The following is a 24,566-nucleotide window of genomic DNA, read 5'->3' as shown; positions in this document are numbered from 1 at the left end:
TGTCTCTTTCGTTGAAGGGAAGGGAGTGGGGCAACCGGCCTCTACCCGTGCTGGGCGGAGCCGTATATGCCGATGGCGCGGGCCATTCTGGCACCGCTGGCCCGTGGCGTCATCGAATCGTTGGCTATGTGCTTATGACGTTCTTGCGTGCCGTGAACGCCCTCAGGCCGCAGGCTCGTCCAGGGCGCTGTCGCTGGACTCTGGCGTGGTGCGCCGCTGTGGCTGGCTGCGTCGCCAGGCCTTCTCGATCTCGACCACCACCAGCACCACCAGCGCGGCGCCGATGCACAGCGCCAGCTCGCCCAGGCTCAGCGGCTCGGTGCGGAAGATGGGGTTGAGCCAGGGCACATAGATGGTCGCCAACTGCAGCGCAAAGGTCAGCAGCACGGCGCCCAGCAGCGGGCGGTTGCTCCACAGGCCCAGGCGCCAGATGGGCTCGGACTCAGACCGGATGGCGATCACGTGCGCCATCTGCGCCAGCGTGAGCACGGTGAACACCATGGTCTGCCAGTGCGCATGGCCGGTCTGCAGCGCCCAGGCCTGCACGGCCAAGCATAGCCCGCCAATCAGCAGGCCCACGCCCAGGATGTGCTGCCACATGCCGTGCGCAAACAGGCTTTCGCGCGGTGCGCGGGGCGGGCGTTGCATGATGCCGCGCTCGGCCGGTTCGGCCGCCAGCGCCAGGCCCGGCAGGCCGTCGGTCACCAGGTTGACCCACAGAATGTGGATGGGCAGCAGCGGAATGGGCAACAGCAACAGCGGCGCGAGGAAGATGGTCCAGATCTCGCCCGAGTTGCCCGTCATGGCGTAGCGCACAAACTTGCGGATGTTGTCGTAGATGCGGCGGCCCTCGCGCACCGCCGCGACGATGGTGGCGAAGTTGTCGTCCAGCAGCACCAGGCTCGACGCCTCGCGCGCCACGTCGGTGCCGCCCTGGCCCATGGCCACGCCGATGTCGGCGCGTTTGAGCGCCGGGGCGTCGTTCACGCCATCCCCCGTCATGGCCGCAAAGTGGCCCTGGGCCTGCAGGGCCTCGACGATGCGGATCTTCTGCGCCGGGTCCACGCGGGCGTAGACCTGCACCTGCTCCACCTTGGCCCGCAGCGCGGCATCGTCCAATGCGGCCAGGTCGGCGCCGGTCAGCACCGGAGCATCGGCACTGCGCACGATACCCAGCCGGTGCGCAATGGCGCGCGCGGTGGCGGGGTGGTCGCCCGTGATCATCACTGGCGTGATGCCCGCGCTGATGCAGTCGCGCACTGCGGCCTGGGCCTCGGGGCGGGGTGGGTCGATGAGGGCGATCAGGCCCAGCAGCTCCAGCTGGTTTTCTACCGCGTCGATGTCGTTGGTGTCGGGCAGGCGGGTGTGGCTGCGGCGGGCCAGGGCCAGCACGCGCAGGCCCTGGGCGGCGAGCTGCTGTGCGGTGCCGAGGACCCGGGCGGTGTCGATTGGAGCAGCGCCTTCGGGCGTCCAGTGGGCGGTACAGCGGGGCAGCACGGATTCGGGCGCGCCTTTGGTGTAGGCCACAAAACCATCGGCAGCGCGGTGGAAGGTGGTCATGCGCTTGCGGTCGGAGTCGAAGGGCTGCTCTTGCACGCGGGGGCTGGTGGCATCGAGCTGAGTCTTGTCCAGCCCGCCCGCGTGGGCGGCCAGTACCAGCGCGGTTTCGGTGGGGTCGCCCAGCCACTGGGTGCCTGACGGACCCTCTTCGGCCTTTGCCTGTAGCGTGGCGTCGTTGCACAGTGCGGCGGCGCGCAGGGCCTCGGCGTGGGCGGGGCCGAGCAGGGGGTCGCCGGGCACCCAGCGCACGCCGTGGGCCAGCAGCAGCTCGGCGTGCATGCGGTTTTGGGTCAGGGTGCCGGTTTTGTCCGAGCAGATGGTGGTGACCGAGCCCAGCGTCTCCACCGACGGCAGGCGCCGCACCAGCGCATGCACGGCCACCATGCGGCGCGCGCCCAGGGCCAGCAGCACGGTGACCACGGCGGGCAGGGCCTCGGGGATGGCGGCCACGGCCAGGCTGATGGCGGTGAGGGCCATGAGCAGGGGCGCCTCGCCACGCAGCACGCCCACCACAAAAATCACTGCGCAAATGCCCAGCACCGCAATTGCCAGGCGCTTGCCAAAGGCCGCCAGGCGCAGTTGCAGCGGCGTGCTGCGGTCGCCGGTGTCGAGCAGCGTGGCCACCTTGCCCAGCTCGGTGCGCATGCCGGTGGCCACCACCAGCCCGCGTGCGCGGCCATGGGTGGCGGTGGTGCCCTTGAAGGCCATGTTGGTGCGGTCGCCCAGCGCGCCCACGTCTTCGGCCGCCAGGGCCTCGGTCTGCTTGGCCACCGTGACAGACTCGCCCGTGAGGGCCGATTCATCCACCTGCAGCTGCGCAATCTCGATGAGCCGCAGGTCGGCCGGGATCTGGTTGCCCGCCTCCAGCAGCACGATGTCGCCGGGCACCAGCTCAGTAGCGGGTAGGACCTGCACCATGCCGCCGCGCAGCACGGTGGCGTGTGCCGCCGCCAGCTGGCGCAGCGCAGCCATGGCCTGATCGGCGCGCCAGGCCTGCACAAAGCCGATGACGGCGTTGAGCACCACGATGACAAGGATCACCAGCGTGTCTGTGGCCTCGCCCACCAGCCCCGAGATGACGGCCGCGCCCAGCAGCACCAGCACCATGAAGTCCTTGAACTGGTCGGCCAGCAGACGCCACCAGGGGCGGTCCTGCGATGCAGCCAACTCGTTGGCGCCATGCGTGGCGCTGCGGCGCTGCGCCTCGTCGGCATGCAGGCCTGCGTCAGGGTTGACACCATGGGCCTGGGCGACGGCCTCGGTGGGGTGCAGGTGCGGCGCGGTGGACGGGGACATGCGGCGATCGGTGAAACGGGCCGCAAGCCCACGCAAGGACTTCTTTGCGTTGCCTTAGTGCGCGACTTGCGGCCGGGCTTTGTAGAACTGGAGCGGGACTTCTGGCACCTGGTTCAACACCTGGCGCTTGATCTTGCCCACCACATGCATTTCACAGGGCTTGCAGTCAAAGCGCAAGGTCAGCTTTTCCTTGCCATTGATCAACATCAAGGGTTCGGCCTTGATGGTGCCCTGCACGCCCGTCACGCCCTTGGCCTGCTTGGGGCACAGGCTCATGGAAAAGCGCACGCAGTGCTTGGTGATCATGAGGCTGACTTCGCCTTCTTCTTCATGCGCCTCGTAGGCCGCAGCGATCACCTTCACGCCGTGGCGCACGTAGAAGTCGTGGGCCTTGTGGTTGAACACATTACCCAGGAAGGAGAGCGTGTCCTCGGGGTAGGGCGCAGGGGGCTCCACCGGTGTCGCACGCGGCAGGCGGGCAAAGTTGCGGGCGCGGTTGGCCTCCAGGTCGGCCACGGCATCGCGGCGCAGCGCGTTGAGCACCGAGGCGGGCACAAACCACGGCTGCGACAACTGCAGTGCAATGTCGTGCACCGCAAACACCGTCGCGCCAAAGCGGCCCAGTTGCTCGCGCAGGCTGGCTTCGGCCTTGGCCGGATCGGTGGCGGGTTGGTGGGGCTGTTGCACGTCGGCACTGCCCACGTTGCCATCCTCGTCGGTCAGCATCAGGCTAAAGCCGGTGGGCGTTTCGCTCAGGTGCGCCCACAGGCTGATGCGGCGGTCGCTCGACTTTTTCTCCAGCGTGCGCACCCAGTCCATGTCGCGGTTGCGGTTGACCTCGGTGCCCTTGCGCAGATCCTTGAAGCCTTCCATCGGGTCCTTGGGGTACACGCGCCACTGGCCCACACTGCGGGCCGACACCGGCTCGGCCACGTTGATGGCCATGCCCACCAGCTCCTTGTGCAGGTCGTAGTAGCACAGACCATCGCCGTTGTGCAGCACGGTGGCGGGGTCGCTCACTTCCAGCTCCACAAAGTCGGGGCCCACCTTGGTCACCCAGCCGATGGCCTGGCCGGGGTTCTTGGGGGTGTCGAAGGCGCCGATGTCTTCCTTGCGGCCGGTGACGAAGTAGTCGGTGAACTCGCGGTTGAAGTTCTGGAGCGGGTCGGGTTTGAATGTGAAAGTGGTGCGCCCGCTGGACGAGCGCGACAGCGGCCGGCCTTGCGCCTCGCGCTCTTCGATGATCTCGTCGAGCAGCGTGCGGTAGTGGGCGGTGATGTTCTTCACATAGCCCATGTCCTTGTAGCGCCCCTCGATCTTGAAGCTGCGCACCCCTGCGTCGATGAGAGCACGCAGGTTGTCGGACTGGTTGTTGTCCTTCATGCTCAGCACGTGCTTGTCATGCGCGATGAAGCGGCCCTGCGCGTCCGTCACCTGATAGGGCAGGCGGCAGGCCTGGCTGCAGTCGCCTCGGTTGGCGCTGCGGCCCGTTTGCGCGTGGCTGATGTTGCACTGGCCGCTGTAGGCCACGCACAGCGCGCCGTGGATGAAGAATTCAATGTTGGCGCGGCCCGGCGCATCGACCGGGCCCAGCGCTTTGTGGACTGCCGCAATTTGCTGCACCGTCAACTCGCGCGCCAGCACGATCTGCGACAGACCTGCGTCCTGTAGAAAGCGCGCTTTTTCAGGCGTGCGGATGTCGGTCTGGGTGCTGGCGTGCAGCTGGATGGGGGGCAGGTCGATTTCGAGCAGGCCCATGTCCTGGATGATCAATGCATCCGCGCCCGCCTCGTACACCTGCCAAGCCATCTGGCGCGCGGCTTCCAGCTCATCGTCGCGCAGGATGGTGTTGAGTGTGATGAAGATGCGGCTGTTGAAGCGGTGCGCGTGCTTGACCAGGCGCTCAATGTCCCGGATGTCGTTGCCCGCGCTGGCCCGGGCGCCGAAGGCCGGGCCGCCGATGTAGACGGCATCGGCGCCGTGGTTGATGGCTTCGATGCCAATGTCTGCGTCGCGCGCAGGCGAGAGCAGTTCGAGCTGGTGGGGCAGGAGGGACATGGGGCGTGATTATCCCAGCCTGCCTTGCTGGGCGGTGCGCGCCGGACGTATTAGCCCGGTTAATGCTGGAGCAAATTACTAAGTTTGCTTAGTAATTTTACAGAAATGAGGGTTCGGGTGGCTACGATGCAGGGTTTGTTGTGTACAAGTTCGGTGCACAACAGGATGCTTTGACCGACCCAGGAGACTTTGTACTGTGCTGCGCCCCGTTTTCGCTTCTTCGCCCCTGTTCCGTATTTCTGCCCTGACCGCCCTTGCGCTGGCGGCCAATCTGGCCTCCGCCCAGGACGTGCAAACCGTCAAGATCGCCCACGCAGGCCCGGTGTCGGGCGGCATTGCCCACATCGGCAAGGACACGGAAAACGGTGTGCGCCTGGCCATTGACGACCTGAACGCCCAGAACCTCGTCATCGGCGGCAAGAAGATCAAGTTTGAAATCGCGGCCGAAGACGACGCGGGCGACCCACGCCAGGCCACCGCTGTGGCGCAGAAGCTGTGCGACCAGAAGGTGGCTGGCGTGGTGGGCCATCTGCAATCGGGTACGTCCATTCCCGCGTCGGCCGTCTACGCCAAGTGCGACCTGCCCCACATCACGGCCTCGGCCTCCAACCCTGACCTGACGAAGCCCGGCCACAAGACCACCTTCCGCCTGATCGCCAACGACAACGCGCTGGGCGCTGCGCTGGCGCTGTTTGGTGCGGACCACCTCAAGCTCAAGAACGTGGCCATCATCGACGACCGCACGGCCTACGGCCAGGGCGTGGCCTCGGTCTTCAAAGCCACGGCGCAACAAAAGGGCCTGAAGGTGGTGGCCGAGGAGTTCACCAACGACAAGGCCACCGACTTCATGGCCATCCTCACTGCCATCAAGAACAAAAAGCCCGACGCGATCTTCTACGGTGGCCTGGACGCGCAGGCCGGCCCCATGTTGCGTCAGATGGAGCAGCTGGGCCTGGGCAACGTGAAGTTCTTTGGTGGCGATGCCCTGTGCACCGAGAAGCTGCCCGAACTGTCGGGCAAGACGCCCGCGCTGAAAAACGTGACCTGCGCCACGGGCGGCGCCTCGGTGGACAAGATGCAAGGCGGCTCGGACTGGAAGAAGCGCTACGACGCCAAGTTCCCCGGCCAGTTCCAGATCTACAGCCCCTACGCCTACGACGCTGCCATGGTGCTGGCCGACGCGATGAAGCGCGCCAACTCGGTGGACCCCAAGGTGTTCACCCCGTTTCTGGCCAAGACCGAATACAAGGGCGTGACCGCCAACATCGCCTTCACCGCCAAGGGCGAGCTGACCACCCCCGCCGTGACCTTGTACACATTCAAGGACGGCAGCCGCGTGGCGTTGAACTGAGGCCGTTCGCCTCGGTGGCTTGACCGACTCTTGCCCCAACGGCCGCCTTGTGCGGCCGTTTTTGCATTCGGCGTTCATGCGGCGTTTGGCTTTACAGTCAGGCCCCATTGCAAGAACCCGCGGGCCGCCGGTGCCCGCCAAGGAGCCCAGGTATGCGCGCACTGTTTGGATTGGTTGGACTGGTGGTGGTGCTGGCCATCGTGGGCCTGCTGGCCAAGAAGCAACTGGCGGCCACGCGTGCCCCCGTGCCCGCATTGCAAACCGCCACGGGTGCGGCGGCGCCTGCCTCGGCACCCACCGGCACGGTGCGTGAGCAGAGCCAGCAGATGCAGCAACAGGTCAAGCAGCAGGTGGAAGGCCTGATGCAACAGGCACGCCCCATGCCCGAAGATGAGAAAAAGTGAGCCAGAATGCTTCTAAGCGCTCATATTTCATGCCTTGGATGCTATTGAAAATATAGTAATGAAGATGGCCAACGACGCGCACTGGATGCGACTGGCCCTGGCCGAGGCGCAAGCCGCAGCCAGCGCGGGCGAGGTGCCCGTGGGCGCCATTGTGGTCAAGGACGGTCAGGTCATCGCCACCGGTCGCAATGCCCCGGTGGAGGGCCACGACCCCACGGCCCATGCCGAGATCGTCGCCCTGCGTGCGGCAGCCCAGCGCCTGGGCAACTACCGGCTCGACGGCTGTAGCCTGTATGTGACGCTGGAGCCCTGCGCCATGTGCAGTGGCGCCATGCTGCACGCGCGGCTGGCGCGGGTGGTGTATGGCGCGGTGGAACCCAAGACCGGGGCGGCAGGCTCGGTGCTCAACCTGTTTGGGCATGCCGAGATCAACCACCAGACCGAGGTGCAGGGCGGGGTACTGGCCGAAGAATGTGGTGGCCTGCTGAGCCACTTTTTTGCGCAGCGCCGCCGCCAGCAGCGCGCCGAGGCATTGGCCCGCCACCCGTTGCGTGACGATGCCTTGCGCACGCCCGATGCGGCGTTTGCCCACCTGCCCGGCTACCCCTGGGCTCCCCACTACCTCAGCGACCTGCCTAGTCTGGCGGGCTTGCGTCTGCACTACCTGGATGAAGGCCCGCGCGATGCCCGCCGCACCTGGATGTGCCTGCATGGGAACCCGGCCTGGAGCTACCTCTATCGCCGCATGCTGCCCGCCTTTCTGGCTGTGGGCGACCGCGTGGTGGCGCCCGACCTGATCGGTTTTGGCAAAAGCGACAAGCCCAAGAAGGAGGGTACGCACCAGTTCGAATGGCACCGCCAGGTGCTGCTGGAGCTGGTCGAGCGGCTGGACCTGCGCAATGTCGTGCTGGTGGTGCAGGACTGGGGCGGCATCCTGGGCCTCACGCTGCCCATGGCTATGCCCGAGCGGTTTGGCGGCCTGCTGGTGATGAACACGCTGCTGGCCACGGGCGATGCGCCGTTGCCGCAGGGCTTTGTCGACTGGCGCGCGATGTGCCGCGACAAGCCGCTGTACGGGGTGGGGCGCCTGTTGGCACGCGGCAATCCGCACCTCAGCCCTGCTGAGTGCGCGGCCTACGATGCGCCTTTCCCCGACAAGGGCTACCGTGCCGCGCTGCGGGCGTTTCCCGAACGTGTCCCCGCCGCTTTGGACGACGCCGGCGCGGCGCTATCGCGTGCAGCCCGCGACTTCTGGCACCACCAGTGGCAAGGCCGCAGCCTGATGGTGGTGGGTGCGCAAGACCCGGTGCTGGGGTTGCCCACCATGCGGGCGCTGCAACACCACATCCGTGGATGCCCCGAGCCGGTGGTGCTGCACCATGCGGGCCACTTTGTTCAGGAGCATGGCGAGGCCATCGCCGCACAGGCTGTGGAATACTTCAGCCATTGATGTGTCCGCTGCCGCCGCCTGACTGCATGGGGCGCCGGGCATTCCCCCTGTTTACGGAGCAGACCCCATCGGGGCCTGAGCGCTTTGCACGACCACCATCACGACCACTCCCAGTGCGACCACGACCACGGTCCCAAGCACATCTACATTTATTCGCCCTCCAGCGCCGTGCGCGACAAGGCGGCCTTCAAGCGGGGCATTGCCCGGCTCAAGGCCCAGGGCCATGAGGTGGAGGTGGATGTGGACGCGCTGGCCGCGCACACGCGTTTTGCGGGTGATGACGACACCCGGCTGGCTGCTATCCACCGTGCGGCGGCCAGCGGCGCCGATGTGGCGCTGATCTCGCGCGGGGGGTACGGCCTCACGCGCATCCTGCCGGGCATCCGCTACAAGGCGGTGGCCAAGGCCATCGAAAAGGGCACGCACTTTGTGGGCGTGAGCGACTTCACCGCCTTTCAGCTTGCCGTGCTGGCCAAAACCGGGGCCACCACCTGGGCAGGGCCCTCACTGGGGGCCGATTTTGGGGTAGAGGGCGAGCCCGACGACATCATGGAAGCCTGCTTTGACGACCTGGTGACCGGCCACGGCGAGGGCACTGGCTGGCGCATGCACAAGGAAAAGCCCCATGCCACCACTGGCAAGCCGGCTGTGCCCAACGTCTATGTGAAAAGCGCCACCCTGTGGGGCGGCAACCTCGCAGTGCTGGCATCGCTGGTGGGCACGCCCTATTTCCCGCAGGTCAAGGGCGGAGTGCTGTTTGTAGAGGATGTGCACGAGCATCCCTACCGCATTGAACGCATGCTGACCCAACTGCTGCACGCCGGTGTGCTGGCCCAGCAAAAGGCCGTGGTGCTGGGGCAGTTCACCAATTTCAAGCTGGCGCCGCATGACAAGGGCTACAAGCTGCAGTCGGTGGTGGACTGGCTGCGCACCCAGATCAAGGCCCCCGTGCTGACCAACCTGCCGTTTGGGCATGTCGAGACCAAGGTGCTGCTGCCCGTGGGCGCAACGGTGTCGTTGTCGGTGGAAGAGCGCGATGCGCTGATCTATTGGGGCCACCAGCACTGAACAGGCGGCGCTAACCCGGGGCCGCTGCGTGGCACGATGCCGGTGCGGCGTGGTGACCGGCCCCGGCCGTCAAGGCTGCAATCTCAGGGTTTCAGAGGTGCGCGCGGGGTGCGTTGGGCATTTGTGGCACCCGCAGCGACAGCGGCAACTGCCCCTGGAACATCGGCGTGACCTGGTCCAGCACCGTCTGTGCGATGGCCTCGCCGCGCAGCAGGGTGAGCGTGTCGAGCAAATCGCTGCGCAGGTACCACAGCGCTTCGATATCGCCCGCGTAGCGCAGGCGCATGTTCATGCGCGCCACTTCGCAGCCGGTCAGCCCCATCAGGCTGTGCAGCATGGCACGCCGCACCTCTTCCAGACCCTGGTCGCGCACCCAGGCCGTCGATGACGGCTTGTCACGACCGAGCAGGTCGTGCAGGTTGTTGCGGAGATTGGGCTTGTTCCAGCGCATGGACGGTGGGCTGTGCGATTTTTGTAACAGGGTCGATCAAAGTAAGCGGGAGTGAGGATTGACGCAAGGGTGACGCTCCTGTTTTTGCATAAAGACAACACGGTGCCCCCGTTTGTTGCGAACTTTTACGCAATTCATCGCGAATTCTTGCGGCGGCCTGACGCGAGGCAAGCGGGCGAACAGGTGCGCTGCTCGGCGTGGGCTTTGCCGGGTCTTCAGGCACCCAAGATGCGCGCCCTCTACGCCTACTGCCACCACCAGCGCCTGCAGTGAGGCCGCAAGTACTGGCTTGCGTGGCCCGCAAAGACCTTGGCAAAGGATTGTTGACGCTTTGATAGATGCGTCTTCGTTGAGCTTGCACTAAACTGGTTCACATGATGTTACTAATCGGCCATCGTTCATGAGTGTGTTGTCAACGGTGGTCTTCGCAGACATCTCGGGCAGCACCTCGTTGTATGAAACGCTGGGCAACGAGCGTGCCACTGAGGCGGTGACCCAGGTCACTCAGTGGATCAGTGACACCATCGAGGCACATGCGGGCCGCGTCGTCAAAAAGCTGGGCGACGGGGTGCTGTGCGTGTTTGGTGACGCGGCCAGTGCCGTCACCGCCACCACCCACATGCTGCGCCAGCACCAGGCGCGCCTGGACCGGTGGCCGCAGCCGTTGCGCATGGACATCCGTGTGGGGGTGGCCAGTGGCGAGGTGGTCGATGTAGACGGTGACTGCTATGGCGATGCCGTCAATGTGGCCTCCCGCCTGTGTGAGCGCGCGGGCCCGGCTGAAATCTGGGCCACCGAGACAGCGGTGCTGCTGGCAGGGGCGGCGGCCGATGTGTGGTACCGCAAGCTCGGCGTCATGGAGATCCGTGGCAAGGCGGAATTGCAGATGCTTTACCAGGTGGAATGGCGCGAGAACGAAGAGCCTGACTCACTCACCATGCAGGCGGCGCTGGTCAGCAGCTTTGCGCCGGCCGATTCCATCCTGGGGCAGATCCAGTTTTCCTGGCATGGCGTGGACATGTCGTTCACCTCGTCGGATGCGCCCGTGCATGTGGGGCGTGCCACCCATGCCCAGCTGTGCATCAACGACCCCCGCGTCTCACGACTGCATGCGCGCATCGACTGGCGTAACAGCGGCTTTGTGCTGACCGACATGAGCAGCTTTGGCACCTGGGTGCGGTTTGACGGCAGCGACTCGCCTGTGCGGCTGCGCCGCGATGCCTGCATCCTGCATGGCACGGGGCAGATTGCACTGGGCGTTCCCTTCACCGAGTCCAGTGCACCGGTCATGAACTTCCAGGTGTCTGGCACCAGCGTTCATCTGGGCTGAGGCCTTGGGCCAGGGCCGATGGCTGTTGCCGTGCGGCGGGCTTCTGGTTAGCGTGCAGCCCTTTTCACTTCCCAACCAATACAAACAACCCAGAACAATCAGGAGACACGAGACATGGCGTGGATGAAGCGAACGGCCGTCGGGCTGGTGGTGGCGGCCTTGCTGGCTGGCACGGGGGCTGCCGTGTATGTGCAGCGCAGCTTTGCGACGCTGGATGGCAAGCTGGCGGTAAAGGGCCTGCGCCAGGCCGTACAGGTGCAGCGCGATGGCGCCGATGTGACCCACATCCGCGCGCAGAGCCCGCAGGATGCCTGGTTTGCCATGGGCTACGTGCACGCGCAGGAGCGCACCTGGCAGCTGGAGTTCAACCGCCGCGTGATGCATGGCGAGCTGTCCGAGGTGTTCGGGCCCGCCACGCTGGAGACCGACAAACTCATGCGCACGCTGGACATCATGGGCACGGCCAAGCGGCAGTACGCAGGCCTGCCGTTGTATGCCCGGGAGGCCCTGCAGGCCTACAGCAAGGGCATCCATGCCTTTCACCAGAACCGCCCCCAGGCGCTGCCGCCGGAGTTCCACATCCTGGGCGTTCAGCCCGGTGGGGCCACCGGTGCCGTGTGGGAGCCCGAGGACAGCGTGGGCTGGGCGCTGATGATGGCGCTGGACCTGGGCGGCAACTGGGGCAACGAGTTTGCGCGGCTGTCCATCGCCAAAACGCTGGACACCGAGCGCCTGTGGCAGCTGATGCCGCCGTACCCGGGCGAGCGCCCCGCAGCCACGGCCGACTTGGCCGCGTTGTACCGGCAACTGGGGGTGTACCGCGCCACCGATGCCAACGCTTCTGCTGCACCGTCCGCGGCCACAGCGTCGGCCGATCGGGAGGCTGCAACTGCCGCGCTGGGTGAAGGGCCTTTGTCCCGCCAGATCAGTGCCGGCATGCTGGCCTGGGCCGACGAGCTGACCCGCAATGCGGGCACCAACGAGGGCAAGGGCAGCAACAACTGGGTGCTGGCGGGCACCCGCACCGTGAGTGGCAAACCGCTGCTGGCCAACGATCCGCACCTGGGCCTGTCGGCACCCGCCATCTGGTACTTTGCGGGCTTGCAGGCACCGGCAGGCCAGGCGTCTGACGGCACCCCCATGGGCGCCATCGATGCGGTGGGTGCCACCTTGCCCGGCATGCCTTTCGTGGTGCTGGGCCGCACGGACAAAGTGGCCTGGGGCTTTACCAACACGGGCCCGGACGTGCAGGACCTGTACCTGGAGCAGATCAACCCCGCCGACGCGTCGCAGTACCGCACGCCCGAGGGCTGGGCGCCCTTCACGGTGCGTAACGAAACCATCCGCGTGAAAGGGCAGGCCGATGTTGCCCTGAAGGTGCGCAGCACGCGGCACGGCCCCGTGTTGAGCGACGCGCAGAAGTCGCATGCCGACGTGCTGGACCTCGGCAAATACGTGCTGGCGCTGCGCTGGAGCGCGCTCGATGCCGACAACCAGACGGTGCTGGCGGGCCTGCAGACCAACCAGGCGAAATCGGTGGATGCCTTGTTCGCGGCCCTGTCGCACTACCACTCGCCGATGCAGAACGTGGTGGCGGCCGATGACCAGGGCAACATCCGCTTCAAGGCCGCAGGCCGCGCGCCCGTGCGAGACCCTGCCAACGACATCCGGGGCGTGGCGCCGTCACCGGGCTGGGACGCCCGGTACGACTGGAAGGGCTGGCTGCCGTACGACCAGACGCCGGAGGACAACGGCGCCCGGGGCTGGATAGCCACCGCCAACCAGCGGGTGACGGCGCCCGACTATCCCCACTACCTGACCCAAGACTGGGCCTTGCCTTACCGCTACGAACGCATTGCGCAGCTGATAGAGGCCACCGACAAGCACGATGCCGCAAGCATGCAGGCGATCCACCGCGATGTGACCTCACTGGCCACGCGCAAGCTGCTGCCCTACCTCCAGCAGGCCAAGTCATCGCACCCGCTGGCAGCGGCTGCGCAAGAGCAGCTCAAGGGCTTTGACGGCGTGATGGATGCAGGCAAGGCAGCGCCCCTGGTGTTTGCCGCGTGGACCGACGAGTTGGCGCGTGGCCTGATCGTGCCGCGCATTGGCGAGGCGCGGTTCACCGCTACTTATGGCAAACGCGACTACCGGGCGGCGCTGGAGGGCATCCTGGAGCGCAACGACTCCTGGTGGTGCCAACCTTCCTCGTGCGCAGAGCAGTCGGCCGCAGCCCTGGGCCGTGCGCTCGGTCGGCTGCAGGCGGCCTACGGCGCCGATCCCGCGCAATGGCGCTGGGGCGCGGCGCATCCGGCACTCAGCGTGCACCGGCCGTTTGGCAATGTGCCCGCGCTGGCCCGCTTTTTTGACGTGAGCGAACCATCGCATGGCGACTCCTACACCGTCAACGTGGGGCAGTACAACGCGGGCGAAGCCAAGGGCCCGTTTGTGAACCGCCATGCCGCATCGCTGCGCGCGGTGTACGACCTGGCCGACCTGGAACAGTCTCGCTTCATCTACCAGACCGGGCAAAGCGGCCTGGTGTTTTCACCGCGTTACAGCGACATGAGCAGCACCTGGGCGCAGACGGGCTACCGCGCGTTGCAGCGCCAGCCCGCACGCTGGGCCCATGAGTTGACTCTGGCCCCCGCACCGGCGGTGCAGTAACCACGTTGGAGATCACCATGGGTTTTGTTCCGCTGATCGAGGTGACCCGGGGCAACCTCGCCGAATGCCAGCACTGGGGCGCCGTGGCGGTGGCCGACCGCAACGGCCGTGTGCTGGCGCAGGCGGGCGACCCGTATACGGTCACGTTCACGCGCTCCACCATCAAGGCATTTCAGGCCCTGCCATTCATGCAGTCCGGCGGCGCCCAGACGCTGGGCTGGGGCGCGGGTGAACTGGCGCTGCTGTGCGCCAGCCATAACGGCGAGGCCATGCATGTCGAGCAGGTCGAGCGCATGCTGGGCAGCGTGGGGCAGAACTACCGCGCCCTGCGCTGCGGCTGCCACCGGCCGCTGTTTGCAGAGCTGGGGCTGGGTTCGCTGCCAGACGGCTTTGTGCCGGACGAACGCCACAACAACTGCAGCGGCAAACACGCCGGTTTTGTTGCCCATTGTGTGCAGCAGGGCTGGCCGCTCGACAACCATCTGGACCCTGCGCACCCGTTGCAGCAGGCGATTCGTGAGCATGTGGCGCAGGCTGTGGGGCTGGAGCCCGAGCAACTGGCCATGGGCATCGACGGATGCTCCGCCCCCAACTACGCCATGCCGCTCGCGCACCTGGCGCGGGGCTATGCGCGCCTGGCGGGTGGGGCGCCCGACACGGATCTGGACCAGAGCCTGACCGCACTGGCCGACGCCATGGTGCAACGCCCGGAGTTGGGCTCCGGCACCGGGCGGCATGATCTGGATTTCATGCGGGCAGGGCGGGGCGATTGGGTCTCGAAGACCGGAGCCGACGGGGTGCAGGTGGTGGGCAGCCGCAGCCATGGCGAGGCCTTTGCCCTCAAGATCATGGACGGCAACATGGTGGCGCAGGTGGCGGCGGCCGTGGAGGTGATGGACCAGCTGGGATGGCTGGATGCTACGCAGCAGGAGGCCCTGGCGCTGCGCAGAAACGCCGTCATTCGCAATGCCAAGGGGCTGGTGGTGGGCGGCCGCCGGCCTGTGTTTCGCCTGCAGCGCGCAACGGCTTGAGCCGGGGTGGCGTGTGCGTGGCTACTGTCGGAAGTGTCAGCGCGGGAGCCCTAGCCGTACTGGGCAAGAATATTGAATCAAATGGGCCGTTAGTGCACTACTCATAAGCGCTAGCTGCTACAAAAAAAGTAGCAAAAGGCTCGGTGTCCGGCAGCACGTAGATCACCCCTGGTGCCCGCCCGAACCAAGGCGCGATGAACTGGTCGTAGAACGCGGCGGGGGCGTTCACGCAGCCGTAGCTGATGCGTTTGTCCCGCGTGCCGGGGCTCGCCAGCCGCTGCAGGCGGCGCTCAGCGGCGCTCACACTGCGCACCCTGTGCAGTGATACGGCAGCGTCGTAGTCGATCCACACAATGTCGTCACCCTGCAGGTTGCGGCCGGGTTCCGTCACAAAGCGGCCCGCAGGGGTGGTGCGTTCGTGCGGGCGGATGTGGGACAGAGGCTTGGCCCCGATGCCCGGGGCTGAGCGGTCACCCGTAGCGGCCCCCAGCAGCACGGGCGCGCTGCCGAGCCATTGGGCCTGGGCCGAAAACACGTGGATGCGCGCGGCAGGCTTGTCGATCACGGCAAACGGCAAGCCCTGGTGGTCGGCCGTCGCTGCGGACCAGCGCACCAGCTGACGCACCCGCGCCGAAGCGTCGTCGGGCAGCGCCAGGGCAATCCCCGGTGCGGCGAGAGCACCAGCGACGCCAATCAGTGCAAGTCTGCGGTCCATGAAGAAGGGTGGTGTGTGGGCTGTGCACTTCGCAGCCATTGATTGCTCCCAAGGCCATGGCCGCACCTGCCGCTCGCTGCAGTTTAGAGCGACTGACAAAACTCGCCTTGCATCGTTGTCTCGCCTTGTCGTACTAGTTGTACTGCCTGCGGCGAAACGCCTAGCCAGGGCCGCTTCGCTGAGTTTTGTTCGCCGCTCTTATGACGGTCAGGGTGAACAAGCTCACAGAAGGCGTCAGTCCAGTTTGCTGCAGCGGCCAATGCCCCCAATAATGCCCGTATCCGTGACTCCCGCGAAGCCTGGGGCTTCGAATTGCCATGTTTGACCGTCTTCGCAAAGCGCTGCATCTGTCCGGCGGCCCGAATGCCGCGCGGCCCGTGTCCAACCAGGAGGTGGTGCGTTGGGCAGCCACCCAGCGCTTGGCGGTGGTGCCGCAGGCGGTGGACGGGCATTTTGACCTGGGAGGCGACCTGAACGGCCACCCGTGGCGGCTGGAATGTGGCAATCCGACGCGCGATTACGTGCGCGGCCTGGAGTTGCGGGGGCGGGCCGACTTGGGGGTCGACCCGGAGGCGGCGGTGATGGTGCTCAACCGCCCCTTGCAGGAGTCGCTGGAGGGCAATGCCTACAACGCCATCACCGACACCCTGCAGACCACGGTAAACGCCAGCCTGCCTGAGGAAATGCGCTGGCTGGCCATGTTTGAAGAGGTGACTTGGCCGGGGCTGCCGGCCTCATTCCGCCAGCACTTTGCGGTGGTGGCCGAGCGCATGGAGACCGCACAGCGCTGGATCCATGCGCCGGTGGTGTCCCAGTTGCTCAATATCGTGGAAGGCGAGGGCGGGGCGGTGCGGGCGCAATCGCCGCTGCTGTTGATGCTGGTGCGCGGCAAGGTGTACCTGCGCATGGAGCACACGCAGCGCAGCCTGACGGAGATCGCCCAGGCCACGCAGTTGCTGCTGGCGGCTGCCCAGGGGGCATTGCAGAACCTGCCGCCGCCTGCGGCCGCAGGCGGGCCGACGGAAGACACTGAAGACCCGCAGTAGGGCGTCTGCGGGTCCCGTGTCCTGTGCGGCGGGGTGTTAGCCGCCGCGTGTCACCGGCACGGCGGCGTCGCGGCCGTAGGTGCCGTACTTGCCCAGCTCCCACTTGGCAATCGCGTTGCGGTGCACTTCGTCCGGGCCGTCGGCAAAGCGCAGGGTGCGCGCACCGGCGTAGGCATAGGCGAGTGGGAAGTCGTCAGACATGCCGCCACCGCCGTGCACCTGCATGGCCCAGTCGATGACCTGGCAGGCCATGCTGGGGGCCACCACCTTGATCATGGCGATTTCTGTCTTGGCGACCTTGTTGCCGGCCACGTCCATCAGCCAGGCGGCCTTCAGGGTGAGCAGGCGGGCCATGTCGATCTTGCAGCGGGCCTCGGCAATGCGCTCTTGCGTCACCGTCTGCTGCGCCACGGTCTTGCCGAAGGCCACACGCGAGGACGCGCGCTTGCACATCAGTTCGAGCGCACGTTCGGCCAGGCCGATCAGGCGCATGCAGTGGTGGATGCGTCCGGGGCCCAGGCGGCCTTGTGCGATCTCGAAGCCACGGCCTTCGCCCAGTAGGATGTTGGAGACGGGCACACGCACGTTCTCAAAAGTCATCTCGACGTGGCCGTGCGGCGCGTCGTCGTAGCCCAGCACGTTCAGCGGGCGGATGATCTTGATGCCGGGGGTGTCAGCGGGCACCAGCACCATGCTTTGCTGCGAGTGGCGGGGGGCTTCGGGGTCGGTCTTGCCCATGGTGATGAACACGGCGCAGCGGGGGTCGGCGGCGCCGGAGATCCACCACTTGCGGCCGTTGATCACGTACTCGTCGCCATGACGCTCGATGCGCGTTTCGATGTTGGTGGCGTCGCTCGATGCGACATCGGGCTCGGTCATCGCAAAGGCCGAGCGGATCTTGCCTTCGAGCAGTGGCTTGAGCCAGCGGGCCTTGTTGGCCTCGTCACCGTAGCGGGCAATGGTTTCCATGTTGCCGGTGTCGGGTGCGGAGCAGTTGAACACCTCGCTGGCCCATGGCACGCGGCCCATGATTTCGGCCAGCGGCGCATATTCCTGGTTGGTGAGACCCGCACCTGAATAGCCCGAGGCTGCAGCGCTGTCGACGGGCAGGAACAGGTTCCACAACCCGGCGGCCTGGGCCTTGGGCTTGAGGTTTTCGATGGTGTTCAGCGCGCTCCAGCGCTTGCCAGCGGCGGTGTTGGCGGCCAGTTCATCCTTGTAGGCGGACTCGTTCGGATAGATGTGGTCATCCATGAACTGGAGCAGCTTGGCCTGCAGTTCCTTGGTTTTGGGCGAGTAGTCAAAGTCCATGGGTTTCTTCTCCGTTGGTAATCGTGGGACGGCGCTGGGGTTGCGTCGTGTGTTCAGCCGCGCTGTGCAAACGACCAGGCCAGCTGGGCCATGGGCCGTGCGGTGTCGCCCGAGGCCTTGGCCTGGGCGCTGGAGGCTGTGCCGGCCTCTACCCGCTTGGCAATGCCCTGCAGAATCGCGGCGATGCGGAACATGTTGTAGGCGAGGTAGAAGTTCCAGTCCGCGCGCAAGGCTTCGGGCGTGGCGATGCCGGTGCGCTCGCAGTAGCGGCGGATGTAGGTGTCTTCGTCGGGAATGCCCAGGGCGCCCAGGTCCAGCCCCGCAATGCCACGCCCGAGCGATGCGGGAATGTGCCAGCTCATGCAGTGGTAGCTGAAGTCCGCCAGGGGGTGACCCAGTGTGGACAGCTCCCAGTCGAGCACGGCAATCACGCGGGGCTCGGTGGGGTGGAACATCAGGTTGTCCAGACGAAAGTCGCCGTGCACGATGGATACGTGGCCCTCATCCCGCGCGCTGGCGGGCATGTTGGCGGGCAACCATTCCATCAGGCGGTCCATCTCTTCGATGGGCTGCGTGATGGAGGCTACGTACTGCTTGCTCCAACGGCCGATCTGGCGGTCAAAGTAGTTGCCAGGCTTGCCGTAGTTGGCCAGGCCACGGTCCGCAAACTTGACGGTGTGCAGCGCTGCGATCACCCGGTTCATCTCGTTGTAGATGTCACCGCGTTCAGCAGGCGTCATGCCCGGCAGGGATTGGTCCCACAGCACGCGGCCCTGCATGCACTCCATCACGTAGAAGGCACGCCCGATCACCGACTCGTCCTCGCACAGCACAAACATGCGCGGCACGGGTACGTCGGTGCCGTACAGGCCGCTCATCACCGCAAACTCGCGCTCGATGGCATGGGCCGACGGCAGCAGCTTGGCCACGGGCCCGGGCTTGGCGCGCATGACATAGCTGGCGCTGGGCGTGATGAGCTTGTAGGTGGGGTTGGACTGCCCGCCCTTGAACATCTCCACCGTCAGCGGGCCAGCAAAGCCCTCCATGTTCTTGGAGAGCCATGCGGTCAGCGCTTCGATGTCAAAAGCATGCTGATCGGAAACAGGGCGGGTGCCGACGAAATGGTCAAAGTTGCTCATGGAGGCGGATGAAAGGTCGTGCAGTCGGTGATGGGGTAGTCGGCTCAGTTGTCGGCTTCTGCGATGCGCATGAGGGCTTCGCGGTCACGCACCACCAGGCCGCCTGGCTCGATGCGGATCGCGTCTTCGCGTTCCATGGCCTTGAGCTCCTGGTTCACGCGTTGGCGTGATGCGCCCAGCAGTTGGGCCAGTTCTTCCTGCGCCAGTTGCAGGCTGATGCGCATCTCGCTGCCGTCCGACAGGCTGGGCACCCCATAGCTGCGCACCAGGTGCACCAGCTGTTTGGCCAGGCGTGAGCGCAGGGGCAATGTGTTGAGGTCTTCCACCAGCCCGAACAGCTGGCGAATGCGACGCGCATGCAGGCGCAGCATGGCTTCGTACAGCTCGGTGTGTACGGCCAAAATCTTGCGGAAGTCGGCTTTGGCCACGCACAGGATCGTGGTGTCGCCATGCGCATAGGCGTCGTGTGTGCGCCGGTCCCCGTCGAAGATCGCCACGTCGCCAAACCAGATGCCCGGCTCCACATACGTCAGCGTGATCTGCTTGCCCGAGATGGAGGTGGAGCTCACCCGTACCGCACCGCGCGCGCAGGCAATCCACTCCTCGGGTGGATCCCCACGTGCGGCAATGAGGCCGCCGTCCTTGAAGCGTTTGACGTATGCACATCGGAGGATGTCGTGGCGTAGCGAAGGTGAGAGTGATGAAAACCAGCGACCGGAGTTGATCGCTTCACGTTCTTCGATAGTAAGAATCGGGTCGTCCATGGCCTGTCTTTTGGGTGACTAGAAACAGGCCCATTGTCGCGTCAGGGACCTGTGCAATGCGTCAGGGTTGTCACCTGCGTGTCTGCGCGTAAGGGCGCGTTGGCGAGTCACTGCGATATCGCAAATACGTGATGGGGCAATAAAAAACCCCCGGCGCTGGGTGGCAGCGTGCCGGGGGTTGATGTGCCTGTGATGGTGGATCGGCCGAGGCGTTTGAGGCGCAGCGCTATTCGTAGCGCGGCACGCGCTTTTCCAGGAACGCAGAGATGCCTGCGCCGCCATTAGCGTGGTGCAGGTTTTTCACGAAGTGGTCGCGCTCCTGGCCCAGGTGGTGCGTGAGCTGGGCCTGGGGGGCTTCGTTCAGCAGTTCCTTGATACTGGCCAGTGCATTGGGCGCACGGGCGTTGAGCTGCTCGGCCAGCGCGAGGGCCGCGTCGAGTGCGCTGCCTGCTTCGGCAACGCGGTTGACCAGGCCCATTGCGTGCAGGCGCTCTGCGCCGATGCGGTCGCCACACATGAGGATTTCGGTGGCCAGCTGGCGCGGCAGCGTCTGGGCCAGGCTCCAGCTGGCGCCGCCATCGGGCGACAGGGCCACATTACTGTAGGCCATCACAAACACGGCATTGCGCGCCGCCACGATGAAGTCGCAGGCCAACGCGAGCGAAAACCCGGCCCCGGCCGCGGCACCTTCCACGGCCGCAATTATCGGCTTGGGATAGGTGCGGATGGTCTCGATCCAGTTGTGCAGGCCTTCGATGCTCTGCGCCTGCACCTCGGGCGGCTGTTGCCGGTTGGCCAGCAGGCGCTGCAGGTTGCCGCCCGAACAGAACATGCCGTCCGAGCCGGTGATGACCACGCTGCGGATGTCAGGGCTGCTCTCGGCCACACCCAGCGCTTCCACGCCGGCGGCGTACATCACCGGGTCGATGGCGTTGCGCCGCTCGGGGTTGCGGAGGGTCAGGATCAGGGTCTGCCCCTGGCTGGTGCTCTGGAGTTCTGCGGGCATGGCGGTCTTCGGTGGGATGGCCGTGGTGCTGGCCGATCAGGCTTCTTCGACGTGGCTCAGGCTCAGGCCGATGGCCCCGCGCCGGCGCAGCCAGGGGCTGGGGCGGTAGCGCGTGTCACCGTACACGGTCTGCATGTTGAACAGCACCTCCAGGATGTTGGTGGGGCCCCAGCGGTCGCCCATGGCCAGCGGGCCCAGCGGGTAGCCCAGGCCCAGGGTCACGGCGGTCTCCAGGTCCTTGGGGGTGCAGATGCCTTGCTGGCAGATGTCGCTGGCGATATTGACGATGGTGGCCACCACGCGCTGCGTTACAAAACCGCCGCTGTCACGGATCACGCTGACGGCTTTGCCATCGCGCGCAAACAGCGCATGCGCCGCGTTGCGGATGTCGACGCGTGTGGCGGGGTTGGTGGCCAGCACGCGGCGCTTGGTGGCGGCGTCATCGATCAGCATGTCGATGCCGATGGTGCGGGCCGGGTCCAGCCGCTCCACCACCGCCACGGTGGTCACGTCAAAGCCCAGCGGGGCCACCAGCGTGATGGCCTGGGGGGAGGGCGATTGACCGGTTTCGATGGTGGCCCCCAGGTCCTTGAGCAACTGGTACAGCTCGGCCCGGCGTGCAGCGCGCGGGGACACCCACACCGGGGGAATGTCGTTGACGACGGGGACGGGCGCCTCAGCAGGCACCTGGGCCACACCCTCCACGTAGCGGTAGAAGCCTTCGCCCACTTTCTTACCCACCACGCCCCCTGCCAGGCGCTGGGCAGTGATCACGCTGGGGCGGAAACGGGGTTCGTCGTAATACTGGCGGTAGATGGATTCCATGACCGGATGCGACACGTCCAGCGCCGTCAGGTCCATCAACTCGAAGGGCCCGAGCTTGAAGCCGACCTGGTCGCGCAGGATGCGGTCGATGGTGGCAAAGTCGGCCACACCTTCGCCCACGATGCGCAGGGCCTCCGTGCCAAAGCCGCGCCCGGCGTGGTTCACGATAAAGCCTGGGGTGTCCTGTGCCTGCACCGGGGTGTGGCCCATGGCCTTGGCATAGGCAGCCAGCGCCGTGCAGATGGAAGGATCGGTCTTGAGGCCCGCAATGACCTCCACCACCTTCATCAGCGGAACGGGGTTGAAGAAGTGGAACCCCGCCAAGCGTTCCGGACGCTTGAGGGATGCGCCAATCGCCGTCACGGACAGGGAGGATGTGTTGGTGGCCAGCACCGCATCGGCGCGCACCACTTCTTCCAGTTCAACGAAGAGGGCCTGTTTGGCATCCAGACGCTCCACGATGGCCTCCACCACCAGGTCGCAGGCCGCCAGGTCCGCCACCGTTGTGACGGGGTGCAGCCGTGCAGTCAGCGCGGTGGCTTGGTCAGCCTCGATCCGGCCTTTGGTGACCAGCTTGTTCCATTGTTCCTGCAAGGCAGCCCGGGCGGCGTCGGCGGCCCCGGGGTTGGCGTCCAGCAGAAAAACCTGGCTACCGGCCTGGGCAGCAATTTGCGCAATGCCCCGGCCCATGGCGCCGGTGCCCACGATGGCGATGTTGGGAAACTGAATTTTCATAGCGGCATTATGGCTCTGGCCTTATCTGGGACTTATGTGCAAGAATCCTTCGGACCGAAAAACAGAATTGATTGTGAAAATCCGTAACACCATTTTTGGGCCGGGATTGTGGGCGCTTGCAGCCGGTGCTTCGGCGCTGTCCCTGGGCAATGGTAGTGGTACGGTGGTGTTGGGCTCCCCGGTCGATCTCTCGTTCGAGTTGCAGCCCGACCCTGGCACCGATGTCGCGTCGTCCTGCGTCACGGCCAAGCTGGTGGCAGGCGACAACGCCATCAGCGACAGCAAGGTGCGCGTGATCCCATTGCCCGAGGTGCGTGGGCGTCCGTCGGGCGTTCGCGTGTTGGCCTCGGTATCGCTGGATGAGCCTGTGCTGACCGTCACCCTGTCTGCAGGGTGCAATGGCAAGACCACGCGCAGCTACACCTTCCTTTCGGACTTGCCGACCACCGTGACCCGATCTGCCTCCGCGTCGCCCGTGGATGTGACGCGTCTTCCCTCCGCCGCCACCCGCACAGGTGCGGAGTCACAGAGCTCTCCTGCCGTGGGTGGTGGCAGTTCCGCCGCATCTTCAGCAGCCACCAGCATGGCGCAGGCCACCCGGCCCAGCGACAAGGCGGCGGCACCGGCAAAGGCTGTGCGTCCGCAGTCTGCCGACCGCAGCGCGCCAGGGGCTGCAACCGCCCCACGGCCTTCAGCGCGCGTAGGCGCGGCGGCTCCCGGCAAATCAGCGGTAGGTGCTGCACCGGCCACGCGTTCCCGTCTGGTGGTGGAGCCACTGGACACCTGGCTGGACAGCCCGGTGGCACTGCGCTCCACCGGGCAACTGCCCACCGCGCCGTCCGAGGAGATGTCGGCCCTGCGGGCCCAGGCCGCTGCGTTGTGGAAGTCGCTGAACACCGCGCCCGAAGATCTGCAAAAGGACAGCGAACGGCTCAAGGCCCTGGAAACAGACACAGCCGCGCTGCGTGCACAGGCCGCCAAGGACCGCGCCACGGCCGGTCAGTTGCAGCAGCAGCTGGAGCTGATGGAGCAGGAACGGTTCCCTGCAACAGTGGTGTATGCCCTGGGAGGCCTTTTGGCCCTGGCGCTGCTGGGTGTGGCATGGATGTGGTCGCGGATGCGCAGCGCGTCCGACAAGGCGGTGCGGTCATGGCGCGATTCCGTGGCCCTGGGCGCGCGCGCCGAGGCCACATCGGCCCATGACGAGGCGCTGGGTCTGACGCCCCATCCTGGCGACACCTGGCTGCCGTCGGAAACCCAGCCCCACGCTGTCGCAGCCGGCCTTGAGTCCGGTGCAAGCCCCTTGGGCAAAGCCGCCCCGGTGGCGGTGGAGCCACGCTTCGTGGCAACCAGCCCTGCGGCCAGTGCGCCCGCCCCGTTGCAGGCCAAGGCTGCTGCCCCGTCCCCGGCGCCCTCCGTGGCAGCCCACATCGTCAACCCTGAAGAGCTGTTTGACATTCAGCAGCAGGCCGAATTCTTTGTCTCGGTGGGCGAGCACCAACAGGCCATCGAGGTGCTGAAGCATCACATTGCAGAGCACCGCGAGACCTCGCCGCTGGCTTACCTGGAGCTATTGAGGCTGTACCACACCCTCAGCCGGGTGGATGAGTTTGCGCAGTTGCGCACCCAGTTCATGCAGTTCTTCAACGCACAGGTGCCGGAGTTTGCGGGCTTTCACCGCACAGGCCGCATGCTGTACCACTACACCGACGCGCTGGCCGAGATCGAGGCCGAGTGGACAACGCCTGCGGTGCTGGGCTTGCTGGAGAAATTCCTGTTCCGTCGCTCGGGCGCCGAAGCGGTGGAACCGTTTGATCTGGCTGCCTATGACGATCTGCTGCTGCTCTTGGCGGTGGCGCAGACCACGCCTGCCAGTGCACGGGGTGCGCCGCCGCCTCGCAAGCGGACGACCCCGCTCGCACCTCCCCGGTCTGAAACGCTGGTCGCTCCCTCGGGTCCTGCCCCCGCTGCGGCGGCGCTGCACGACGACTTGCCGCTCGATTCGCTGGCCGCCAGTCTGGAGTTCGAATTTGCGATGAAGGCCCAGCAGGAGCCGGCACCTGCGCCCGCTCCGGTTGCGCCCTCCAGGCCCGCAGCGTCTGTGGGCGAGGACTCGCGGGGCATTCCACTGGATCTGGATCTGTCGGACCCTCCCCACCTCACGCTGAGCGATCTGCCTCCGGTGCCCGTGACGGCGCCGCCACCCGCAGGCCAGCCGGTCGGCTTTGGTATGGAGAACGATCTCATGGAGCTCCGCCTTGAGCTGGAGCAGATGAAAAAACCTGACCGCAAGTAACCAGTCGCTGGCCTATCGACCGCCCCAGCCACGGCCACGCGGTGCGGTAGCTGCCCCAGAAGA

18 protein-coding genes are annotated in these 24,566 nt (G+C 66.1%); 9 read left to right on the top strand and 9 right to left on the bottom strand.

Annotation, left to right across the window (positions count from 1 at the left end; all coding sequences use genetic code 11):
* Nucleotides 1–162: 162 nt before the first annotated feature.
* Nucleotides 163–2,856 carry a cation-translocating P-type ATPase gene (locus ACT531_RS13905; RefSeq protein WP_476017796.1) on the bottom strand — a complete coding sequence of 898 codons (2,694 nt, stop codon included), beginning with the start codon at nt 2,854–2,856 and terminating at the stop codon, nt 163–165.
* 54 nt (nt 2,857–2,910) lie between these two features.
* Nucleotides 2,911–4,914 (bottom strand): peptidase U32 family protein, encoded by a 2,004-nt coding sequence (locus ACT531_RS13900; protein WP_476017795.1) that lies wholly within the window; start codon nt 4,912–4,914, stop codon nt 2,911–2,913.
* A gap of 196 nt (nt 4,915–5,110) precedes the next feature.
* Between ACT531_RS13900 and ACT531_RS13895 the strand changes: the two genes are divergently transcribed.
* The 4 genes from ACT531_RS13895 to ACT531_RS13880 all read left to right on the top strand — a co-directional run bounded on the left by ACT531_RS13895 (nt 5,111) and on the right by ACT531_RS13880 (nt 9,187).
* Nucleotides 5,111–6,265, top strand: coding sequence for a branched-chain amino acid ABC transporter substrate-binding protein (locus ACT531_RS13895; protein WP_060985301.1), 1,155 nt, complete (start codon nt 5,111–5,113; stop codon nt 6,263–6,265).
* A 152-nt stretch (nt 6,266–6,417) separates the two neighbouring features.
* Complete coding sequence (locus ACT531_RS13890) at nt 6,418–6,669, top strand: hypothetical protein (protein WP_060985300.1); 252 nt, start codon at nt 6,418–6,420, stop codon at nt 6,667–6,669.
* A gap of 58 nt (nt 6,670–6,727) precedes the next feature.
* Nucleotides 6,728–8,119 carry a tRNA adenosine(34) deaminase TadA gene (tadA, locus tag ACT531_RS13885; protein WP_476017794.1) on the top strand — a complete coding sequence of 464 codons (1,392 nt, stop codon included), beginning with the start codon at nt 6,728–6,730 and terminating at the stop codon, nt 8,117–8,119.
* Nucleotides 8,120–8,203: 84 nt separating this feature from the next.
* Nucleotides 8,204–9,187 (top strand): LD-carboxypeptidase, encoded by a 984-nt coding sequence (locus ACT531_RS13880; RefSeq protein ID WP_476017793.1) that lies wholly within the window; start codon nt 8,204–8,206, stop codon nt 9,185–9,187.
* Between the two features lie 91 nt (nt 9,188–9,278).
* Here ACT531_RS13880 and ACT531_RS13875 read toward each other — a convergent pair whose 3' ends face one another.
* A complete protein-coding gene (locus tag ACT531_RS13875; protein ID WP_056067399.1) occupies nt 9,279–9,638 on the bottom strand; it encodes a hypothetical protein in 360 nt (119 codons plus the stop codon).
* 400 nt (nt 9,639–10,038) lie between these two features.
* Between ACT531_RS13875 and ACT531_RS13870 the strand changes: the two genes are divergently transcribed.
* From ACT531_RS13870 to ACT531_RS13860, 3 genes are all read left to right on the top strand, one after another.
* Entirely contained in the window at nt 10,039–10,968 is a 930-nt protein-coding gene (locus ACT531_RS13870; protein ID WP_476017792.1) for an adenylate/guanylate cyclase domain-containing protein, read from the top strand.
* A 114-nt stretch (nt 10,969–11,082) separates the two neighbouring features.
* Nucleotides 11,083–13,635 (top strand): penicillin acylase family protein, encoded by a 2,553-nt coding sequence (locus ACT531_RS13865; RefSeq protein ID WP_476017791.1) that lies wholly within the window; start codon nt 11,083–11,085, stop codon nt 13,633–13,635.
* A 17-nt stretch (nt 13,636–13,652) separates the two neighbouring features.
* Entirely contained in the window at nt 13,653–14,666 is a 1,014-nt protein-coding gene (locus ACT531_RS13860) for an asparaginase (RefSeq protein ID WP_476017790.1), read from the top strand.
* Nucleotides 14,667–14,763: 97 nt separating this feature from the next.
* On the opposite strand, the gene ACT531_RS13855 is transcribed toward ACT531_RS13860, so the two are convergent.
* Nucleotides 14,764–15,381: a hypothetical protein gene (locus ACT531_RS13855; protein WP_476017789.1), complete on the bottom strand. Its 618-nt coding sequence runs from the start codon at nt 15,379–15,381 to the stop codon at nt 14,764–14,766.
* A 317-nt stretch (nt 15,382–15,698) separates the two neighbouring features.
* On the opposite strand from ACT531_RS13855, the gene ACT531_RS13850 reads away from it, so the two are divergent.
* Complete coding sequence (locus ACT531_RS13850) at nt 15,699–16,427, top strand: hypothetical protein (RefSeq protein WP_476017788.1); 729 nt, start codon at nt 15,699–15,701, stop codon at nt 16,425–16,427.
* Nucleotides 16,428–16,463: 36 nt separating this feature from the next.
* Here the strand turns inward: ACT531_RS13850 and ACT531_RS13845 are convergent, their stop codons facing one another.
* From ACT531_RS13845 to ACT531_RS13825, 5 genes are all read right to left on the bottom strand, one after another.
* Nucleotides 16,464–17,738 (bottom strand): acyl-CoA dehydrogenase family protein, encoded by a 1,275-nt coding sequence (locus ACT531_RS13845; RefSeq protein ID WP_476017787.1) that lies wholly within the window; start codon nt 17,736–17,738, stop codon nt 16,464–16,466.
* A 53-nt stretch (nt 17,739–17,791) separates the two neighbouring features.
* Nucleotides 17,792–18,877 carry a phosphotransferase gene (locus ACT531_RS13840; protein WP_209819336.1) on the bottom strand — a complete coding sequence of 362 codons (1,086 nt, stop codon included), beginning with the start codon at nt 18,875–18,877 and terminating at the stop codon, nt 17,792–17,794.
* Between the two features lie 44 nt (nt 18,878–18,921).
* Complete coding sequence (locus tag ACT531_RS13835; RefSeq protein ID WP_015013747.1) at nt 18,922–19,641, bottom strand: Crp/Fnr family transcriptional regulator; 720 nt, start codon at nt 19,639–19,641, stop codon at nt 18,922–18,924.
* Between the two features lie 226 nt (nt 19,642–19,867).
* A complete protein-coding gene (locus tag ACT531_RS13830; protein WP_476017786.1) occupies nt 19,868–20,647 on the bottom strand; it encodes an oxepin-CoA hydrolase, alternative type in 780 nt (259 codons plus the stop codon).
* A gap of 36 nt (nt 20,648–20,683) precedes the next feature.
* Nucleotides 20,684–22,207: a 3-hydroxyacyl-CoA dehydrogenase gene (locus ACT531_RS13825; RefSeq protein ID WP_476017785.1), complete on the bottom strand. Its 1,524-nt coding sequence runs from the start codon at nt 22,205–22,207 to the stop codon at nt 20,684–20,686.
* 73 nt (nt 22,208–22,280) lie between these two features.
* Here ACT531_RS13825 and ACT531_RS13820 point away from each other — a divergent pair, with 73 nt between their 5' ends.
* Nucleotides 22,281–24,503 (top strand): type IV pilus assembly protein FimV, encoded by a 2,223-nt coding sequence (locus ACT531_RS13820; RefSeq protein ID WP_476017784.1) that lies wholly within the window; start codon nt 22,281–22,283, stop codon nt 24,501–24,503.
* Nucleotides 24,504–24,566: the final 63 nt, after the last annotated feature.

The organism is Acidovorax sp. DMC1 (genome assembly GCF_056314325.1).
Note: the sequence above shows the minus strand (reverse complement) of the source record. Positions and strands in the feature narration are given on the sequence as shown.

Excerpts from the sequence above, each read along its gene's own strand:
- ACT531_RS13905 (WP_476017796.1), bottom strand. The coding sequence starts at position 2,856 with ATGTCCCCGTCCACCGCGCCGCACCTGCACCCCACCGAGGCCGTCGCC.
- ACT531_RS13900 (WP_476017795.1), bottom strand. The coding sequence starts at position 4,914 with ATGTCCCTCCTGCCCCACCAGCTCGAACTGCTCTCGCCTGCGCGCGAC.
- ACT531_RS13890 (WP_060985300.1), top strand. The coding sequence starts at position 6,418 with ATGCGCGCACTGTTTGGATTGGTTGGACTGGTGGTGGTGCTGGCCATC.
- tadA (WP_476017794.1), top strand. The coding sequence starts at position 6,728 with ATGAAGATGGCCAACGACGCGCACTGGATGCGACTGGCCCTGGCCGAG.
- ACT531_RS13875 (WP_056067399.1), bottom strand. The coding sequence starts at position 9,638 with ATGCGCTGGAACAAGCCCAATCTCCGCAACAACCTGCACGACCTGCTC.
- ACT531_RS13870 (WP_476017792.1), top strand. The coding sequence starts at position 10,039 with ATGAGTGTGTTGTCAACGGTGGTCTTCGCAGACATCTCGGGCAGCACC.
- ACT531_RS13865 (WP_476017791.1), top strand. The coding sequence starts at position 11,083 with ATGGCGTGGATGAAGCGAACGGCCGTCGGGCTGGTGGTGGCGGCCTTG.
- ACT531_RS13860 (WP_476017790.1), top strand. The coding sequence starts at position 13,653 with ATGGGTTTTGTTCCGCTGATCGAGGTGACCCGGGGCAACCTCGCCGAA.
- ACT531_RS13855 (WP_476017789.1), bottom strand. The coding sequence starts at position 15,381 with ATGGACCGCAGACTTGCACTGATTGGCGTCGCTGGTGCTCTCGCCGCA.
- ACT531_RS13850 (WP_476017788.1), top strand. The coding sequence starts at position 15,699 with ATGTTTGACCGTCTTCGCAAAGCGCTGCATCTGTCCGGCGGCCCGAAT.
- ACT531_RS13845 (WP_476017787.1), bottom strand. The coding sequence starts at position 17,738 with ATGGACTTTGACTACTCGCCCAAAACCAAGGAACTGCAGGCCAAGCTG.
- ACT531_RS13840 (WP_209819336.1), bottom strand. The coding sequence starts at position 18,877 with ATGAGCAACTTTGACCATTTCGTCGGCACCCGCCCTGTTTCCGATCAG.
- ACT531_RS13835 (WP_015013747.1), bottom strand. The coding sequence starts at position 19,641 with ATGGACGACCCGATTCTTACTATCGAAGAACGTGAAGCGATCAACTCC.
- ACT531_RS13830 (WP_476017786.1), bottom strand. The coding sequence starts at position 20,647 with ATGCCCGCAGAACTCCAGAGCACCAGCCAGGGGCAGACCCTGATCCTG.
- ACT531_RS13825 (WP_476017785.1), bottom strand. The coding sequence starts at position 22,207 with ATGAAAATTCAGTTTCCCAACATCGCCATCGTGGGCACCGGCGCCATG.